Below are 17911 nucleotides of genomic sequence, written 5' to 3'. Positions count from 1 at the left end.
CCTTCCCGCCACCCGCCGCAGCGGCAACCGCCCCGCGGCGCGGCCCGGCTTCACCCGGAGCGGGAATGCCTCGGAGGGCGACCGCGGTTCCTTCCGCATGATCGAGCTCACGTCGAACGCCCTGCCGATGCATGCCCACGATCCCCTCGCCGGTATCCAGGCGGCCGCCGATCGGGTCGCCGCCGCCTTGCGACCGGGCGCAGCCTCAGCCTCATCCGACGTGCTCGAGCGCGCGCTCGCCGCGCTCTCGAGCGAGCTGGTCCTCGCCGATCGGGCGCTCGCGCTGGACCCGGAGGGTCGCCGAGCCGCCCGGGAGACGGCCCACGCGCAGCTCGGCCGCCTCCTCGCCGTGAGCCCGCTGCTCGCGCGGGCGATCACCAAGCCGCGCGGCTACGCGGGCGACCACGCGATGATCGACATGCTGTATCGGGGAGAGCGCGCACCGGACGGCGCGGCGCTCGCGCTCGACGAGGTCGTGCTGAAGCTCGCCACGGTGGTCGCCGTCGTGCGCCGCAAGGAGTACGCCGTCGAATGGCTCGCGGACCGGCTGCGCACGCCGGGCGTCCACGTCGTGGACCTCGCCTGCGGGCCGTGCCGGGTCGAGCGCGAGGTGCTCGAGCGCGGCGTCACGGCGCGGCTCGTCGGGATCGACAGCGATCCCGAGGCGCTCGCCTACGCCCGCGGGGTGCTCGGTCCGCACGCCGGGGCGGTCGAGCTGGTGAACGACAACGCCGTCCGGATCGCCCGGAGCGCCACCCCCACCCCGGCGCTGGCGGGCGCGCGCCTCGTCCTCTCCCTCGGCCTCTTCGACTACCTGCCCGACACCATCGCGATCCGCGTGCTGCGCGCCCTGCGCCGCGACATGGATCCGCGCGGCGAGGTGCTGATCGGGAACTTCGCGGCCGGGAGCCCGGATCGCGCGTTCATGGACTGGGCGCTGGACTGGCCGCTCATCTACCGGACCGAGCGCGAGGTCCGCGCGCTCCTGGTCGCGGCGGGCTTCCCCGCCGGCGGGATCTCCGTCGAGCAGGAGGCGCTCGACGGGCTCGTCCTCATGGCGACGGCGCGCTGCGCGTGACCGGGTTGGCAGGACGGCGCGGCACGCGCACGGTGAACACCGTGCCGGCCGCGTCCGTGGAGGTCGCGCCGATCGAGCCGCCGTGTGCGCGCGCGATCTCCCGCGCGATGAACAACCCCAGCCCGAGCCCGTGCCGGCGCGCGCCGGCGGCCCCCTGACGGAAGGGCTCGAACACGCGGGCGAGGACCTCGGGCGGGATGGGAGCGCCGCGGTTCGCCACCGAGACGACGACCTCGTGGGCGGCGGCGCCGTCCCACGTGACGACCACCGGGGCCACCGGATCGCCGTGGCGCAGCGCGTTCCCGACGAGGTTCGAGATCGCCTGCTCCAGCCGCCCGGGATCACAGACGAGCCGCGGGTCTCCGCCGCCGGCCAGGCGGACGCGCCCCGGCGCGGACGCCTCCGCCTCGTCCACCACGACCCGCAGCAGCGCGTCGAGGCGCTGCTCCGACGGCTCGAGCGGGAAGCCGCCCGCGTTCGCCCGGGTGTAGTCGAGCAGATCGCCGATCATCCGGTCCATCCGGTGGACGCTCGCCACGATCGCGGAGAGCCGCCGCTGCTGCTCGGGAGCGAGCCTCCGATCCCGCAACAAAAGAGATGCGTGCCCCTGGACCGCCGACAGCGGGTTGCGCAGGTCGTGCCCGACGATGCCGAGCAGGTGCCCACGGATCGCCTCGGCCCGCTTCTGCGCGGTGATCTCCCGGGCCACGATCCCGACGCCCAGCGCGCTCCCCCCGAGCATCACCGGGTACCAGCTCTCCAGCCACGTGCGGGGCGCGCCGGGGGCCTCCCCCGGGCGCTCGACCTCGACCTCGAGGGCGGGCCGGCCCGTCTCGAGCACGTCGCGCCAGAGCGCGGCGAGCTGCTCGCCGGCGGGCGGCGCGAGCACCTCCTCGACCCTGCGCCCCGCGAAGGCGGTGGGCGGCTGGAGGTTGGCGGCGGCGAAGACCGCGTTCACGTGCAGGAAGCGGAGCTCGCGGTCCACGAACGCGAGGCCGATGGGCGCGCTCGAGAGCATGGTGTCGAGGACCGCGGCGGTCCGCTGCGCCTCGGCCCGCAGCGCGGCCTCGCGCTCGAAGGCCCACGCCCGCTCGAGCGCCTGGGCGCAGGCGCCGGCGAGGGCGAGCATGAAGGCGCGGTCCGCTTCGTCGAACGCGCGCGGCTCGGCGAAGTCGATCCCGACGACGCCGAGGATCCGCCCGCGCGCCGGGAGCGGGAGCGCGACCGTGGCGCCCTGCTCGAAGGGGCGCGCCGCGCGCGCGAGCCGGGGGTAGCGCGCGCGGAACGCGGCCGGGCTCTCGAGACAGATCGGCTCCCCGGTCCGGTACGCCTCCGCGAGCGGGGCGGGCAGGTCCGCCGCGTACCGCCGCCAGGCGACGAGCGCGCGCTCGGGGTAACCGACCGCGTCGAGCACCTCGAGCTCCCCACCCTCATCGACGCGTGACACGCTCCCCGCGGCGGCGTCGAGGAGGCCGACGGCCGCCTCGAGGATCACCCGCGCGACCTCCGCCGGGCTCTCGGCCTCCGCCAGCCCGGTCGAGACGGCCTCGAGACGCAGCAGGATCTGGGTCGAGCGCTCCGCCTCGGCGTCGGCCCGCTCCGCCCACTCCTCGATGCGCCGCGCCTCCGTGACGTCGCTCGCGAACACCGCCGCGACCGGCCCGCCGTCGCCGCGGATCGGCGCGGCGCTCACGAGCCAGCGGCGCGTGCCCCGCAGCCCCGGCACCTCGCCGCCGACCTCGCACTCGGCCATCGCCTCGCGCCGCTCGATCGCGCGGCGGAGCTCGCGCGTGTCCGAGAGCGGCGACCGGCCGAGGAGCGTGGCGAGCGGCAGCCCGCGCGGAGGGCGCTCCACCGCCGCCATCCGGGCGAGCGCCTCGTTCATCGCCACCACGTGGAGGTCGGCGTCGACCAGGACGATCCCGACGGGGGCGCTCCACAGCGCGCTCACGATCCCCCATGCCGCCGCGTGCTGGGGCAAATCCAGGGCGGGCGGCGCCGAGGCTCCCCCGTCGAACGGCTGCAGGTCCCCCACGTCCTCCATGTAGCGACGACGCGGCGCCCGGGCACGAACGCGCGCCGCACGCATCCGAGGGCGACGGACTGTCGCCTCATCGCGGCCGGCGGCGGCGCCGCGCCGCCGAGGGCGCGACCGGGCGCCGGCGTGCCGCGCCGTCCTGCCTCGTGAAGCGCGAGGGGCCTCGCGGTGGACACGCCGCCCGCCGGGCGACATGCTCCACGGCCATGCCGGCCTCGCGCCCCGCCATCCCCTCCCGCCTCCCCGACGTGGGCACCACGATCTTCACGGTCATGTCGCGCCTCGCGGCGGAGCACGACGCGATCAACCTCTCGCAGGGCTTCCCGGACTACTCGGCCCCGCCGCTCCTCTACGACCTCGTGTCGAAGCACATGCGGGCCGGCTCGAACCAGTACGCCCCGATGGCCGGGGTCCCCGCCCTGCGCGAGGCGATCGCCGCCAAGGTCGAGGCGCTCTACGGCGCGCGATACGACCCGGAGCACGAGATCACCGTGACCGCCGGCGGGACGCAGGCGATCTACACGGCGATCACCTGCCTGGTCCGTCCCGGCGACGAGGTGATCGTGTTCGAGCCGGCGTACGACTCGTACGCTCCGTCGGTCGTCCTGAACGGCGGGAAGGTGGTGCGGGCGCGGCTCGCGTACCCCGACTACCGGCCCGACTGGGCGGCGGTCCGGCGCCTCGTCACCCCGCGCACCCGCGCCGTCATCGTGAACACGCCGCACAACCCGAGCGGCACCACCTGGACCCAGGCCGACCTGCGGGCCCTGGCCCGCCTCGTGGACGGGACGGACATCGCCGTCATCGCGGACGAGGTGTACGAGCACATCGTCTTCGACGGCCTCCGCCACGAGAGCTGCGCGCGCTACCCCGAGCTCGCGGCCCGCTCGTTCGTCGTCTCCTCGTTCGGGAAGACGTACCACGTCACCGGCTGGAAGATCGGCTACGTCCTGGCGCCCCGCGAGCTCACGACCGAGTTCCGCCGGGCGCACCAGTTCGTCGTCTTCACCGTGAACACGCCGGTCCAGCTCGCCCTCGCCGAGTACCTGCGCGACGCGAGCCGCTACCTCGAGCTCGGGGCCTTCTACCAGCGCAAGCGCGACCTGTTCCGCGCCGCCCTCTCCGCGTCGCGGCTCCGGCCGCTCTCCTGCACCGGGACGTACTTCCAGCTCGCGTCGTACGCAGGGCTCACGGACGAGCCGGACGCGGCGCTCGCCGAGCGGCTCACGCGCGAGCTCGGCGTCGCCTCGATCCCGGTCTCGCCGTTCTACGAGGAGCCGCCCGGCGAGCCCGTGCTGCGGTTCTGCTTCGCGAAGAACGACGACACCCTGCTCCGCGCCTGCGAGAGGCTGGCGCGGGTCTGAGGGTCGTCGGCGCGAGCCCGGCTCGCGCGAGCTGCGCTTCGCGCCCGGTCACCTCCTGGCTCGAGGGCACCGCGACGACGACCTGAGCGCGCAGCCCTGCACCGCCTCCCGGGGGAGCGAGCCGCTCCACGATCCGGTCCACGTCGCCGATTGGTGAATCGACCTGCGCGTCGGCGCCGCGTACGTCGATGGGGCGCCCTCACGGGTAGTGGACAGTCCCCGCTCCCGCACGGTTCTATTCGGCGGCCTGGCTCGCGAGGGCCGGGCCGCACGGCCGGTGCCGCTCGGTGAAGAGCGCGCTCCGGCAGCGCACCGAGGGCGCGAAGCCGCCCGGACCGTGGGGGGAACATGAACCGTCGAATCCTCTGCGCGACCGCGGCGGTCGTGCTCCTCTCGTGCGGCCATCAGGCCGAGGACGCGCAGCGCACGCTCTCGAGCAGCGCGCGGACGCTCGCCGTCCACGTGAACGGGTACGTCCTCGATCTGAAGGCGTCGCCGCCTGCCGTGCCGCCCGAGCTGGACGCGCTCGAGCCGGAGCCCGGGAGCTGGGTGGCGATCACGAAGCAGCCCGACGGTCGGCTCGAGCGGATCGATCTCCCCCCGGTCGAGCCCGGCGTCCGGCCGGCGTCCCTCGTCGGGCAGGACCCGCCCCCGGCGCCGCTGGTGCCGGGCGCCAGGCCAGGGAAGGACGGCGAGCGCGTCCGCCCGAAGAAGTGGATCGTCCAGTTCGAAGGGCCCGTCGGCGCCACGCAGCGCAGGCAGCTCGAGGCGCTCGGCGCCACCGTCGGCGACTACCTCCCGGACTTCGCCTTCCTCGTGACCATGGACGACACGGCGCGGCGCGCGGCCGAGCAGCTCGCCGGCGTGCACGGCGTCGCCCGCTACAGGGCCGCCTACAAGATCGCGCCGGGGCTCAAGGACGAGGCCGGCGCGATCCGGCTCCCGAAGGACGGCGCGCCGGCGCGGCTCCACGTCCGCGTGCACGGCGACCTCGGCACCGCGCTGGCCGAGGTGCTCCGCTCTCGCGGGAAGGTGACGAGCGCGGCCCGGGACGTCGCGCGGGTCGAGCTCGACCGCCGCGCCATCGCCCGGCTCGCGCAGGTCGAGGACGTGATCTTCATCGAGGAGGCCCTGCAGCCGCAGCTCTTCAACGACACGTCGCGCTGGGTCATCCAGACCAACGTGCAGGACCAGACCCGGATCTGGAGCGCCGGCCTGCACGGCGAGGGACAGATCGTGGGCGTGGGCGACACCGGCCTCGATCACGACATGTGCTACTTCCGGGACCCGACGGGCGCGCCCATCGGCCCGACCCACCGCAAGGTGGTCGGCTACGTCGCGCTGACGGACGACTACGACGGCGACATGGGACACGGCACCCACGTCTCCGGGACGGTGGCCGGCGATCAGCGGCCCATCACCGGCAAGGACACCGCCAACGGCATGGCGCCGCTGGCGAAGCTGTTCCTGACCGACCTGACCCCGGGCGAGTCGAACGGCATCTACCCGCCGGCCGATCTCGGCGACCTCTTCATCACGCCGTACCAGGCCGGCGCGCGCCTGCACACGAACAGCTGGGGCGCGTCCGTCAACATGTACGACACGATGGCCTGGAGCGTCGACCGCTTCATGTGGCAGCACAAGGACTTCCTCGCGCTCTTCGCGAACGGCAACTCGGGGCCGGGCACGGGGTCCGTCGGGACGCCGGCCAACGCCAAGAACGCGGTGAGCGTCGGCGCCACCCAGAACGGCGTCGGTGACGAGATCCAGGCCTGGTTCAGCAGCAACGGTCCGACCTGGGACGGCCGCGTGAAGCCGACGATCTCCGCGCCCGGCGTGAACATCGTCTCGGCCGACTCGGACGGCCTCCGCGACAGCTTCAACTGCACGACCGTCTCGTACAGCGGCACGTCCATGGCCACCCCGACCGTGGCCGGCGCGGCCGCGCTGGTGCGCCAGTACTACCTGGAGGGCTTCTGGCCGAGCGGGATCGCCACCCCCGCCGACGCCTTCGTCCCGTCGGCGGCGCTCGTGAAGGCCACCCTGGTCAACACCGCCGAGAACATGACCGGCGACTACGTCGGCGGGCCGATCCCCGGCACCGGCCAGGGCTGGGGACGCGTCAACCTCTCCGACGCGCTCCGCTTCCAGGGCGACCCGAAGCTCCTCGAGGTGGTGGACTTCGCGAGCGGCCTCGAGACGGGCGCCACGTGGACCCGGAGCTGGTTCTCGCCGGGCGGCGCGCCCCTCAAGATCACGCTGGTCTGGACCGACTACCCGGGCAGCACCGCGGCGTCCAAGGCGCTGGTGAACGATCTCGATCTCGAGGTGGTCGCGCCCGACGGCGGCGTCTACACCGGGAACGTCTTCGCCGGCGGCGTCTCGATCCCGGGCGGCACCCCGAACCGGCTCGACGTGGAAGAGCAGGTGCTGATCCAGGCGGCGCCGCGGGGGCAGTACACGGTGCGGGTGGTCGGCTACAACGTCCCGTACGGCCCGCAGCCGTTCGCGCTCGTGGTGAGCGGCGCCGGCGGGGTCACCTCCACGGGCTTCGTCACGCTCGATCGCGCGCGCTACGGCGCCGTCCCCGCCCTCGAGGTGAAGGTGGCGGACGCGGACCTGAACCAGGATCCGACGGTGGCGGAGGAGCTGACGGTGACGATCCGGAGCGCCACCGAGCCCGCCGGCGAGACGGTCCGCCTGGTCGAGAGCGGCCCGGACGTCGCGACCTTCATCGGCTCGCTGCCCATCGCGATCGCCGCGGGGATCGCGGGCGACGGCGTCTTGCAGGTCGCGGACGGCGACTCGATCACGGCGGAGTACCGCGACGCGGACGACGGGAACGGCGTCCCCGCCACGGTCACCGCCAGCGCCGTGGTGGACCTGACGCCGCCGGTCATCAGCGGCGTCCAGACGCGCGACCTCGGGCAGGGCGCCGGGACCGTCACCTGGAGCACGAACGAGCCCGCCTCGGGCGCGGTGGAGTACGGGAAGACGCCCGCCCTCGGCGCCACCCTGTCGGAGGCCTGGCTCACCACCGGCCACGCGCTCCAGATCGGCGGCCTCGAGGAGGCGACCCGCTACTACTACGCGGTGCGCGCGGTGGACGAGGCGGGCAACGTCGCCCGCGACGACGCCGGGGGCGCGCTCTACGGCTTCACCACCACGAGCGAGCCGCCCGAGCTCTCCGTCTACTCCTCGAACTCCGTCTACACGCCGCAGCCCGACACGCTCGTCTTCGGGACGGCCACCGATCCGTCCGGCGTCGCCTCGGTGACGGTCAACGGCGTCGCCGCGCCCTGGCGCGCGACGGACGGCTACTACGAGCTGAAGGTGGCGCTCTCCCTCGGGGACAACCCGATCACGGTGGTGGCGACCGACGGGATCGGGAACGCCAGGACCCTCTCCTTCACCGTGACCCGCCACCTGCCGCCCGACCTGGTGCTCCGCGACCTGGTGGGTCCGACGACCGGCGGCATGGCGGAGGCGGTCCACGTCGAGCAGACCCTCTGCAACGTCGGGCTCGGGAGCGCGCCGGGGTCGGGCTGGATCGGCTGGTTCCTCTCCGAGGACCAGGTCCTGTCGTTCGAGGACGATCTCGGCTTCCAGTCGATCCTGGCGTGGGGCGACGAGATCGCCCCCGGCGAGTGCGTCGCCCTGCCGACCGACGTCCGCACCCCGGTCTGGGCCTACACCGCGGAGAGGACCTACTGGCTCGCCGCCTACGTCGATCTCTGGAACCAGGTGTGGGAGTCCGACGAGACGAACAACGCCGTCTTCGGCAACCAGATACGGATCAAGGGCGGAGATCCGGTGATCTCCTCGTCCACCGCGCCGTCCCAGGTCGGGACCGCGGTCGCGTTCCCGATCACCCTGACCGGCAAGAACCTCGGCCCCGGCGCGACGTACGGGGCCGACATCGGGCTCTACCTCTCCACCGACGCCACCATCACGTCGGACGATCGGTTGATCGGCTCGGTCCCGACCGGGTTCCTGTACGCCGGGTACCCGTTCGACCTCACCGTCCAGGTGACCCTCCCCGACGAGATCGCCGCCGGGAGCTACCACCTGGGCGCGATCGTCGATCCCAGGGGGCTCGTGACCGAGTCGAACGAGGAGGACAACGTCCACCTGATCGGGCCGCTCACCGTGGCCGGACCGAATCTCCACATGACCGCGGTCCAGGCGCCCGGCGCCGCCCTCACCGGCGGCACCGTCACGATCCACCACACCGTGGCGGCGGCGCCGACGGGCGGGAGCGCGGGCGGGTTCGACGTGGCGCTCTACCTGTCGCCCGATCCCGTCATCACGACGTCCGACGTGTGGCTCGCGAACGTCCCGGTGACCGCGCTCGCCTCGGGCGCCTCGCTCACCGCGGACACCCCGGTGGTCATCCCGACCACGATCGCCGGCGGGACCTGGTACGTCGGGGCGATCGCCGACTCGCGCGGCGCCGTCCTCGAGATCGACGAGACCGACAACGCGCTCGCGGGGAACACCGTCACCGTGACCGCGCCGGATCTGATCCTGACCTCCGCCAGCGCGCCCGCGACAGGGGTCACCGGCGGCGTCCTCACGGTCCCGAACACGGTCGTCGCCTCCGCGACGGGCGGGGGCGCACCAGCGTTCCACGTGGGGGTGTTCCTCTCGGCGGACCCGGTGATCACCGCCTCCGACACGCTCATCGGCTCGCGCGAGGTGGGACCGATGGCGCCGGGGGCCACCAGCAGCGACGACACGGTCGCCACCCTCCCCACCAACCTGCCGGCCGGGACCTACTACGTCGGCGTCATCGCGGACGACTTCGTCATGACGATCTGCGACTACGTGAACGACTTCTGCACCAGCACCGTCGACGTCGCGAAGGAGCCGGACGAGACGAACAACACCTACCTCGCCGGCGCCATCACCGTGACCGGCCCCGACCTGACGGTGGACGCGGTGAGCGCCGACGGCACCGCCTACACGGGCAGGCCCTTGACCGTGCACGACATGGTGCGGGCGACCGGCGGCGGCACCGGCCCGTTCGCGGTCGCCTACTACCTCTCGTCGGACGCGGTCATCACCACGTCCGACGTCCTCCTCGGCCGTCGGACGGTCCTGGCGCTCGGACCGGATCAGACCAGCACCGCCGACACCACCCTGACGGTGCCGCTCGGGCTCGCCCCCGGCACCTACTTCATCGGCGCCCTCGTCGACTCGTACGACGGGGTGCTCGAGAGCATCGAGGGGAACAACGCCCTCGCCGGCAACGCCGTCGCGGTGATCGGCCCCGACCTGCGCGCGACCGCGGTGAGCGGGCCGGCGAGCGTGAACGCCGGGACGACGGTGCCGGTGACCTTCACCGTCGCCGCCGCGGCGGGCCTGGGGGACGCGGGCGCGCTCCGCGTCGGCCTGTACCTGTCGCAGGACCAGGTGATCACCTCGACGGACCAGCGGCTCGGGGAGGCCTACGTGGCGGGGATGACCGCCGGCGCGAGCGTCACCTCGACCGTCCAGGTGACGATCCCGGGCCACCTCGCCCCGGGCACCTGGTACCTCGGCGCGATCGCCGACAGCTGGAGGCAGTACGCGGAGCCGGACGAGACCGACAACGCGGTGGCCGGCGGCGCGGTGTCGATCACGCCGCCCGATCTCGTGGCGGTCGCCGTCTCCGGCCCCTCCGCCGCGCGCACCGGGGAGACGGTCTCCATCTCGTCCACGCTGACCGCGGCCCCGACCGGCGCGATCGCGAGCGGCGTCACGTTCGCGTTCTACCTCTCCTCCGACGCGACCATCACCACCGGGGATCGCTACGTCGGAGCGCGCTGGCTCTCCAGCCTGGCGTCGGGCGCGAGCAGCACCGCCGACGTGACGGTGACGATCCCCCTCGACGTCCCGGGCGGCACCTGGTACCTGGGCGCGATCGCGGATCCCTCCGGCTCCGTGCCGGAGTCGGACGAGACGAACAACACGATCGTCGGGGGCACCGTCGCGATCGCCGCGCCCGACCTCGTCGCCAGCGCCGTGACCGGTCCCGCGAGCGGCGTCGCGGGGAGCACCATCGTGATCGACGACCTCGTGGGCGCGGCCGTCGGCGGCGGCGCCGCGGGCGAGTTCTACGTCGGCCTGTACCTCTCGGCGGACCCGGTGATCACGCCGTCCGACACGGTGGTCGGGACCCGCTGGGTGTCGGGGCTGCAGCCGGGGGCGGCGAGCAGCGGTTCGACGGCGGTCACCCTCCCGGCGTCGCTGCCGGCGGGCACGTACTACCTCGGGGTCATCGCGGACGACTTCCCGATGTACGTCGGCGACGCGCTGGACGGCTACTGGGTCGAGAACGCGGTGCTCGAGCCCGACGAGGGCAACAACGCGCTCGCCGGTCCGCTGATCACGATCACGCGACCGTGACGGGTCACGAAAACGACCGACCTTCGCGCGCGGACCTGCGCGGAGGTCAGAGGCTGTACGGCGCGCCCGCACACGCCCAAAGGTGAACCTGTTGAAGAACGTCACATGATCGCGCGACACTCGGGCAGATGCCCGACGGCTCGGCAGGCTGCGATTCGAAGCGGATCGCCTTCGAGGCGGTCTCCTCCGCCTTCGGCTCGCTCGGCCGCGTCTGCCTCGCCTTGAACGCGGCGTTCGAGATCGCGCACGTGTCGCCGCGGATGGAAGCGCTCCTCGGGCCGGGCGTCGCCGCTCGATACCGCGGGCGCCCGGTCGAGGAGCTGCTCGGGCCGGACCTGCTCGGGCCGAGCAGCGCGATGCGCGCGGCGCTGGAGGCGGGAGAGCGGCGCGAGGGGTGGCGCGCGTGGCTGCGGACGGAGCCCGCCGGCTCGCGCCTCGTCTCCGTGAGCGCGGCGCCGCTGGATCACGTCAGCGACGCGTGCGATCCCGACGCGAGATACCTGCTCGTGCTGCGAGCGGCCGAGGAGGACCCCGGCGCGGGCGGCGCGGCCCCGACGAGCTTCTCCGGCGTGATCGCGCGATCGCAGGCGATGGTCGGCGTCATGCACCTCCTCGAGAACCTGCAGCACTCGGACGTCTCGGTCCTCATCACGGGTGAGAGCGGCGTCGGGAAGGGGGTCGTCGCGCACGCGCTGCACGCCAGCTCGTCGCGGCGGGCGCGCCCGTTCGTCGCCGTGAACTGCGCCGCGCTCCCGGACACGCTCCTCGAGTCGGAGCTCTTCGGGCACGTCCGCGGCGCGTTCACCGGTGCGGTCCGCGATCGCGTCGGGCGGTTCGAGCTGGCGCACGGAGGGACCATCTTCCTGGACGAGATCGGCGACATCCCGCTGCACCTGCAGGCGAAGCTCCTGCGCGTCATCCAGGAGCGGACGTTCGAGCGGGTCGGCGACAGCCGGACCATCAAGAGCGACGTCCGGATCGTCGCGGCGACGCACCGTGATCTGCACCGCGGCGTCGCGGAGGGCCGCTTCCGGGAGGACCTGTACTACCGCCTGCGGGTGTTCCCGATCGAGATCCCGCCGCTGCGCGAACGGCCCGAGGACATCGAGCCGCTCGCGCGGCACCTCCTCGCGCGCGTCGGGGCTCGCAGCGGGCGCGCGCTGCGGTTCTCCCCCTGCGCGCTGCGCGTGCTGCTGGCGCACCCCTGGCCGGGGAACGTCCGCGAGCTCGAGAACGCCATCGAGTACGCCGCGACGGTCGCGCTGGGACAGACACTCCAGCCCGAGGACCTGCCGCCCGACCTCGCGGGTCCCAGGGACCTCGCGCACGCCGGCGCGACCGCGGCGGCGCTGCCCGCGAGCGACCAGGGCGAGCCCGCGCCGCGAGCGCCGGCGTCCACCACGGCACCGGCGACCCCGCCTTCGACGTCGCGGTCGCCGCGGAGGCCCCCGCCCCGCGCGGAGCTGCTCGACGCCCTCACGAACTACCGGTGGCACATGACGAAGACGGCCTGTCACTTCGGCGTCTCGCGCACGACCCTGTGGCGCTGGCTCCGGGCCGAAGGCATCTCCTGCTGACGGAACGTTTCGTTCGGCCGCGTGCAACGTTTCGCACGCGACGCGGTCGCGAACGAAGCGTTGCAGCGCCGTCAACCCTGGATAACGCCGGCGATCCCGCGCCGGGCCTGCGCTGGCACGCCGCACGCTCCTCCCGGCCGCGCGCTCCAGGCGGACTGGAGCGCCGCGGCGGGCAGTTGGGCCGCCGCGCATCGTTCACAGCTGAGCGAGGTTCACGGATGATGAAAGGCTTCAAGCGACTGGCGCTCGCGCTCTGCGCGGCGTCCCCGGCCGCCGCGATCGCCGCAGGCGGTACGACGTACGGGTACATCACGGGCACGGTGAAGGACATCAAGCTGGGCGGCGCCATGTCCGGCGTCACCATCACCGACGGCAGGCAGTCCGTCACGACCAGTGGCAACGGCAGCTACACGCTGAAGGAGGCGGCGGGCAGCACCTACACCCTCAAGGCCTCCACCCCGGGCTACCAGACCACCTGGCAGATCAGCAGCGTGACGGCGAACGTCTCGACCATCGTCGATTGGGCGCTCACGCCCGCCTACGGCACGCAGCCGATCCCCGCGGCGAACATGCGCTACGCCGTGTTCTCCTGGAACGACCTCGGGATGCACTGCGACCAGGACGACTACTCGTACTTCATGGTGCTCCCCCCGTACAACACGCTCCACGTGCAGGTGATGGATCGCTCCGCCGACGCGCTGGTGACGAGCGGGATCACGGTCAGCTACTCCTTCCCGAAGAAGACCAACTCCACCCTGCACACGAACTTCTGGAGCTACGCGTCCCAGTACGGCTTCAACGTGGCCCCGAACGTCGGCATCACCGGCTCGCCCCTCGCCGGCACGATGCACCTCGACGCGAACGGCCTCGGCTTCGTGGCCGAGGGCATTCCGATCACGCCGTACGACGACGACGGGACCTGGGATCCCTACGGCACGGCGGTCATCACGGTGAAGGACGCCGCCGGGAACGTCCTCCAGACCACGAACGTGGTCGCGCCGGTCTCGACCGAGATGATGTGCGTGAACTGCCACGCGGCCTCGAACCCGCAGCTGGACATCCTGCAGCGGCACGATCAGCACCAGGGGACGACGCTCGCCGCCGACCAGTCGAAGGGGATCGTGCACGCCTGCTCCGAGTGCCACCCGGACAACGCGCTCGGCCGCGCCGGGAAGCCCGGCGTGGAGAACCTCTCCCTCGCGATGCACAACTTCCACAAGGACAAGATGGCGGCGACCTCGACGGCGGTGAGCACGACGCCCGACTGCTACAACTGCCACCCCGGGCCGAAGACGCAGTGCATGCGCGGCATCATGTTCCGCGCGGGGAAGAGCTGCCACGACTGCCACGGCGACATGTCCTGGATGGCGAGCTCGCTCCAGAACGGGCGCCGCGACTGGCTCGACGAGCCGAAGTGCGGCGGCTGCCACGACGCCAAGCACGCCGAGAACTCCGGCACGCTGTACCGGAACTCGATCCTGAGCAACGCGCCGAACAGCCTGATGAACGGCAAGCTCTACTGCGAGGCGTGCCACAACTCGACGCACGGTGAGCTCACCACGGCCAACGCGGCGGATCCGACGATCCCGCAGCAGCTCCAGGGCGACTCCTACTGGATCTGGAACTGCACCGTCTGCCACGCGAACAAGACCATCCAGCAGATGCACCGCTGATCACCTCGGAGGGAGCCCGCGCGGCGCTCGCCGCGCGGGCCGCCCTCCAGGAGCGCACGCGCATGACCCGCTTCGTCTCCATCACGAGCACCCTGATCGTGGCGGCCGCGCTCGCGGTCGCCGCCTGCCGGCGCGGCGACGACCCGCGCGCGGCCCTCGATCGCTTCTTCGGCACGGCGGTCCGGCACGACTACGCCGCGACGTACGACTGCTACGACGCCGCCTACCGCGCCAAGGTGAGCCGCGAGGACTTCGTGCGGCACCGCGCGGACGCGTCGCCGCTCCAGGGCTACCGCGTCGTGTCCCTCGAGCAGCACGGCGACCGCGCCCGGGCGACCGTCGCGCTCGACTTCGGCCCGTCCGCGAAGGCCGGCCGGCTCGCGCCGGTCTCGACCACGGTCGAGGAGAACCTCGTCCGCGAGCGCGGCGGCTGGAAGATCTCCGTGTTGTGAGGCACCGGCGCGAGCGCGGCGCGCGAGCCGCTCCTCGCTCGCCGCGCTCCCGCTCCCGGGCGGCGTCGGCCTTTGCGCCTCGAGCTCGCTTGATGCCGGGCCGCGGTTCTGCTTACCTGCCCGGTCCCGAGGAGGATCACCGCGTCCATGTCCCAGCAGAGCTCGACCGCCGAGAAGCAGCAGCAGCCTGTACCCGACGTGAAGCCGCCCAGCCCGCCGAGGGATCGCTGGACGCAGTGGGTCGCCCTCACCACGACCGTGCTCGCGGTGTGCGCCGCCATCTCCTCGCTGAAGGGCGGCGGCTACTCGACCCGGGTGCAGCTCGCCACCACCCGCGAGAACGACCGCTGGTCGCAGTACCAGGCGAAGAGCATCAAGGAGACGCTGCTCGTCGCGGAGCGCGATCTGCTCCAGGTCCAGGCGCTCGAGGCGCGGACGCCCGAGGCCCGGGAGGCGATCGCCGGCCGCGTCGCGAAGCTCGAGAAGGACATCGGGCGCTACGAGGGCGAGAAGGCCCAGATCCGGGCGGAGGCGGAGGGCGTCCAGCGCGACGAGGCCCGGTTCCAGCGCATCGGCGCCGCGTTCGGCCTCGCGGTGATGCTCCTGCAGATCGCGATCATGCTCTCGTCGGTCGGCGCCCTGATCAAGCGGCCGATCATGTGGGTCATCGGCCTGCTCTTCGGCGTCGTCGGCCTCGCCTACATGTTGAACGGCTTCTTCGGGAAGCTGTAGACCGACCCGACCGACGGCGGGGCGGGCCGTCAGCGCGCCGCGCCCGCTCCCGCGCCGCCGCACCACTCCAGGGCGCGCGCCTCCGCCAGCGCTTCCTGGAAGCCGCGGTCGGCCAGGAGCGCCTTCGCGATCTCCGCGCCGAGCCGCTGCCCGGCGGCGACGTCGCTCGGGTAGTGCACGCCGGCGATCACCCGATCCTCGCCGATCTGCGCCCCCCGCCGGAGCAGCGCCTCCCGCCGCGCCGGCGCGAGCTCGGCGAGCACCGCCGCGAAGAGCGCGCCGCGCGTGGCGTGGCCGCTCGGATACGAGAAGGTGCGCTCGCGCTCCGCCGCCGGCGCGACGCGCGCGTCCGCGACGTAGGGGCGCTCGCGCGCGTAGGCCCGCTTCACCGTCCCGATGCAAGGACGGGCCGCCCGCGCCGCGCGCGCGAGCAGCGCCTCCGTCCGCGGGTGGCGCCCCGCCTCGAACCCCGGGGCGAGCGCGCCGGCGAAGTCCTCGAGGGAGAGCTCCTCCTCCGACCCCGCGCGGGCGACCTCCTCCGGCGTGCGGGTCCGCTGCTCCCACAGGACCACCGCGAGATCCGCGGCCGCCTCGGGCGAGCCCGCCGGGGGGTACGGCCCGAGGAGCGCCGCGGGCCCGCCCGTCGCCCCTGGGAGGGGGCAGGCGTCATCCGCCAGGGCCGGCAGGGACAGGGCGAGGAGCAGCGCGAAGCGGACCAGTCGCATCTGGCGATTCTACGCCAACGGCCGAGGAGCCCCCTCCGGAGGTGTCGACAAGCGTCTCCCGTCCCGGGCACAACGGTCATCGTCCCCGCGCGGCTCCGCCGCATACAGTCCGAGCACGAACGTCACACATACCCGCCACGCCGAGGTGCCCATGAGCTCGTCACGGTCCTTCCTCGAAGCGCGTGATCTCCTGCTCGCCCGCCGCACCGACTACGACGCCGCCCGCCGGGAGTTCCGGTGGCCGAAGCTCGAGCGGTTCAACTGGGCCCTCGACTACTTCGACGAGATGGCGAGGGGGAACGACCGCCCCGCGCTGTGGGTGGTGGACGAGAACGGCGGCGAGCTCAAGCTCTCCTTCGCCGAGATGTCCAGGCGCTCGAGCCAGGTCGCGAACTTCCTCCGGCGCCACGGGGTCCGGCGGGGCGACGGCGTGCTCCTCATGCTCGGCAACGTCGTGCCGCTCTGGGAGGTGATGCTCGCCTGCATGAAGCTCGGCGCGGTGATCATCCCCGCGACGACGCTCCTCGGCACCGACGACCTGCGCGACCGGTTCGAGCGCGGCGGCGTCCGCCACGTCGTGGTCGGGGCGACCGACGCCGGCAAGTTCGACGCGCTCCCGGGGGACTACGGCCGGATCGTGGTCGGCGGCGAGCGCGCCGGCTGGACGAGCTTCGGGGAGTCCGCGGCCGCCCCCGCGGCGTTCACCCCCGACGGCCCGACCGACGCGACCGATCCGCTCCTGCTCTACTTCACCTCCGGCACGACCGCGAAGCCGAAGCTCGTCTCGCACACGCACCAGAGCTACCCGGTCGGCCACCTCTCCACCATGTACTGGATCGGCCTGCTGCCGGGCGACGTCCACTACAACGTGAGCTCGCCGGGCTGGGCGAAGCACGCCTGGAGCAACGTCTTCGCGCCGTGGAACGCCGGCGCGACCGTGTTCGTCTACGGCTACGCGCGGTTCAACGCGAAGGCGACGCTCGACGTCATCACCCGGTGCGGGGTGACCTCCCTGTGCGCGCCGCCCACCGTGTGGCGGATGCTGATCCAGGAGGACCTCGCCGCCTACCCGGTGAAGCTGCGCGAGCTCGTGGGGGCCGGGGAGCCGCTCAACCCGGAGGTGATCGAGCAGGTGAAGAAGGCCTGGGGCCTCGTCATCCGCGACGGCTACGGCCAGACCGAGACCACCTGCCAGATCGGCAACTCGCCCGGCCAGAAGGTGAAGGCGGGCTCGATGGGCCGGCCGCTGCCCGGGTACGAGGTCGCGATCCTCGACGACGACGATCGGCCGGCGCGCGAGGGCGAGATCTGCCTGGCGCTCGACCCGCGCCCGCTGGGGCTCATGACGGGCTACAAGGACGACCCCGCGAAGACGGCGCAGCTCATGCGCAACGGCCACTACCACTGCGGCGACGTCGCCACGATCGACGACGAGGGTTACCTGACGTACGTGGGCCGGCGGGACGACGTGTTCAAGTCGTCCGACTACCGGATCAGCCCGTTCGAGCTGGAGAGCGCGCTCATCGAGCACGAGGCCATCGCGGAGGCGGCGGTCGTCCCGAGCCCGGATCCGCGCCGGGCGGCGGTGCCGAAGGCGTTCCTGGTGCTGCGCGACGGCTACGCGCCGAGCCGGGAGCTGGCGCTGTCGATCTTCCAGCACATCCGCAAGGTGCTCGCGCCCTACAAGCGGATCCGCCGGATCGAGATCGCCGAGCTGCCGAAGACCATCTCGGGGAAGATCCGCCGGAGCGAGCTCGGCCGCTCCGAGAAGCAGCGGCGCCTCGGGCCCGAGCGGGGCCCCCACGAGTACTTCGAGGACGACTTCCCCGAGCTCAAGTCCTGATCCGGCACGAGCTGGCCTGTCGGGAAACGCCAGCCGACC

The 17911-nt window shown here is 73.2% G+C and carries 10 protein-coding genes; 8 read left to right on the top strand and 2 right to left on the bottom strand.

Annotated features, from left to right (window positions below; translation table 11 throughout):
* Positions 1–97 precede the first annotated feature (97 nt).
* A complete protein-coding gene (locus MNZ27_RS02925; protein ID WP_242392532.1) occupies positions 98–1078 on the top strand; it encodes a methyltransferase domain-containing protein in 981 nt (326 codons plus the stop codon).
* On the opposite strand, the gene MNZ27_RS02920 is transcribed toward MNZ27_RS02925, so the two are convergent.
* Positions 1053–3113, bottom strand: a complete 2061-nt coding sequence (locus tag MNZ27_RS02920) for a sensor histidine kinase (RefSeq protein ID WP_242392531.1) — start codon at positions 3111–3113, stop codon at positions 1053–1055. The two genes, MNZ27_RS02925 and MNZ27_RS02920, sit on opposite strands and share 26 nt — an antisense overlap.
* Positions 3114–3322: 209 nt before the next feature.
* Between MNZ27_RS02920 and MNZ27_RS02915 the strand changes: the two genes are divergently transcribed.
* The 6 genes from MNZ27_RS02915 to MNZ27_RS02890 all read left to right on the top strand — a co-directional run bounded on the left by MNZ27_RS02915 (position 3323) and on the right by MNZ27_RS02890 (position 15304).
* Positions 3323–4480: a pyridoxal phosphate-dependent aminotransferase gene (locus tag MNZ27_RS02915; RefSeq protein WP_242392530.1), complete on the top strand. Its 1158-nt coding sequence runs from the start codon at positions 3323–3325 to the stop codon at positions 4478–4480.
* Between the two features lie 348 nt (positions 4481–4828).
* The gene (locus MNZ27_RS02910) at positions 4829–10870 is read left to right on the top strand and encodes a CARDB domain-containing protein (protein ID WP_242392529.1); all 6042 of its coding nucleotides are present in this window, start codon (positions 4829–4831) and stop codon (positions 10868–10870) included.
* A 128-nt stretch (positions 10871–10998) separates the two neighbouring features.
* Complete coding sequence (locus tag MNZ27_RS02905; protein ID WP_242392528.1) at positions 10999–12447, top strand: sigma-54 interaction domain-containing protein; 1449 nt, start codon at positions 10999–11001, stop codon at positions 12445–12447.
* Between the two features lie 218 nt (positions 12448–12665).
* Positions 12666–14120: a carboxypeptidase-like regulatory domain-containing protein gene (locus MNZ27_RS02900; RefSeq protein ID WP_242392527.1), complete on the top strand. Its 1455-nt coding sequence runs from the start codon at positions 12666–12668 to the stop codon at positions 14118–14120.
* 62 nt (positions 14121–14182) lie between these two features.
* Positions 14183–14572, top strand: coding sequence for a hypothetical protein (locus MNZ27_RS02895; protein WP_242392526.1), 390 nt, complete (start codon positions 14183–14185; stop codon positions 14570–14572).
* Positions 14573–14719: 147 nt separating this feature from the next.
* A complete protein-coding gene (locus tag MNZ27_RS02890) occupies positions 14720–15304 on the top strand; it encodes a DUF4337 domain-containing protein (protein ID WP_242392525.1) in 585 nt (194 codons plus the stop codon).
* A gap of 29 nt (positions 15305–15333) precedes the next feature.
* On the opposite strand, the gene MNZ27_RS02885 is transcribed toward MNZ27_RS02890, so the two are convergent.
* A complete protein-coding gene (locus MNZ27_RS02885; protein ID WP_242392524.1) occupies positions 15334–16029 on the bottom strand; it encodes a phosphatase PAP2 family protein in 696 nt (231 codons plus the stop codon).
* A gap of 151 nt (positions 16030–16180) precedes the next feature.
* On the opposite strand from MNZ27_RS02885, the gene MNZ27_RS02880 reads away from it, so the two are divergent.
* The gene (locus MNZ27_RS02880) at positions 16181–17872 is read left to right on the top strand and encodes an AMP-binding protein (RefSeq protein ID WP_242392523.1); all 1692 of its coding nucleotides are present in this window, start codon (positions 16181–16183) and stop codon (positions 17870–17872) included.
* Positions 17873–17911: the final 39 nt, after the last annotated feature.

It is taken from the genome of Anaeromyxobacter oryzisoli (assembly GCF_022690765.1).
In the GTDB taxonomy this organism is placed as follows: domain Bacteria; phylum Myxococcota; class Myxococcia; order Myxococcales; family Anaeromyxobacteraceae; genus Anaeromyxobacter; species Anaeromyxobacter oryzisoli.
This window is presented reverse-complemented; position numbering and strand designations above follow the sequence as displayed.

Excerpts from the sequence above, each read along its gene's own strand:
- MNZ27_RS02925 (WP_242392532.1), top strand. The coding sequence starts at position 98 with ATGATCGAGCTCACGTCGAACGCCCTGCCGATGCATGCCCACGATCCC.
- MNZ27_RS02915 (WP_242392530.1), top strand. The coding sequence starts at position 3,323 with ATGCCGGCCTCGCGCCCCGCCATCCCCTCCCGCCTCCCCGACGTGGGC.
- MNZ27_RS02910 (WP_242392529.1), top strand. The coding sequence starts at position 4,829 with ATGAACCGTCGAATCCTCTGCGCGACCGCGGCGGTCGTGCTCCTCTCG.
- MNZ27_RS02905 (WP_242392528.1), top strand. The coding sequence starts at position 10,999 with ATGCCCGACGGCTCGGCAGGCTGCGATTCGAAGCGGATCGCCTTCGAG.
- MNZ27_RS02900 (WP_242392527.1), top strand. The coding sequence starts at position 12,666 with ATGATGAAAGGCTTCAAGCGACTGGCGCTCGCGCTCTGCGCGGCGTCC.
- MNZ27_RS02895 (WP_242392526.1), top strand. The coding sequence starts at position 14,183 with ATGACCCGCTTCGTCTCCATCACGAGCACCCTGATCGTGGCGGCCGCG.
- MNZ27_RS02890 (WP_242392525.1), top strand. The coding sequence starts at position 14,720 with ATGTCCCAGCAGAGCTCGACCGCCGAGAAGCAGCAGCAGCCTGTACCC.
- MNZ27_RS02885 (WP_242392524.1), bottom strand. The coding sequence starts at position 16,029 with ATGCGACTGGTCCGCTTCGCGCTGCTCCTCGCCCTGTCCCTGCCGGCC.
- MNZ27_RS02880 (WP_242392523.1), top strand. The coding sequence starts at position 16,181 with ATGAGCTCGTCACGGTCCTTCCTCGAAGCGCGTGATCTCCTGCTCGCC.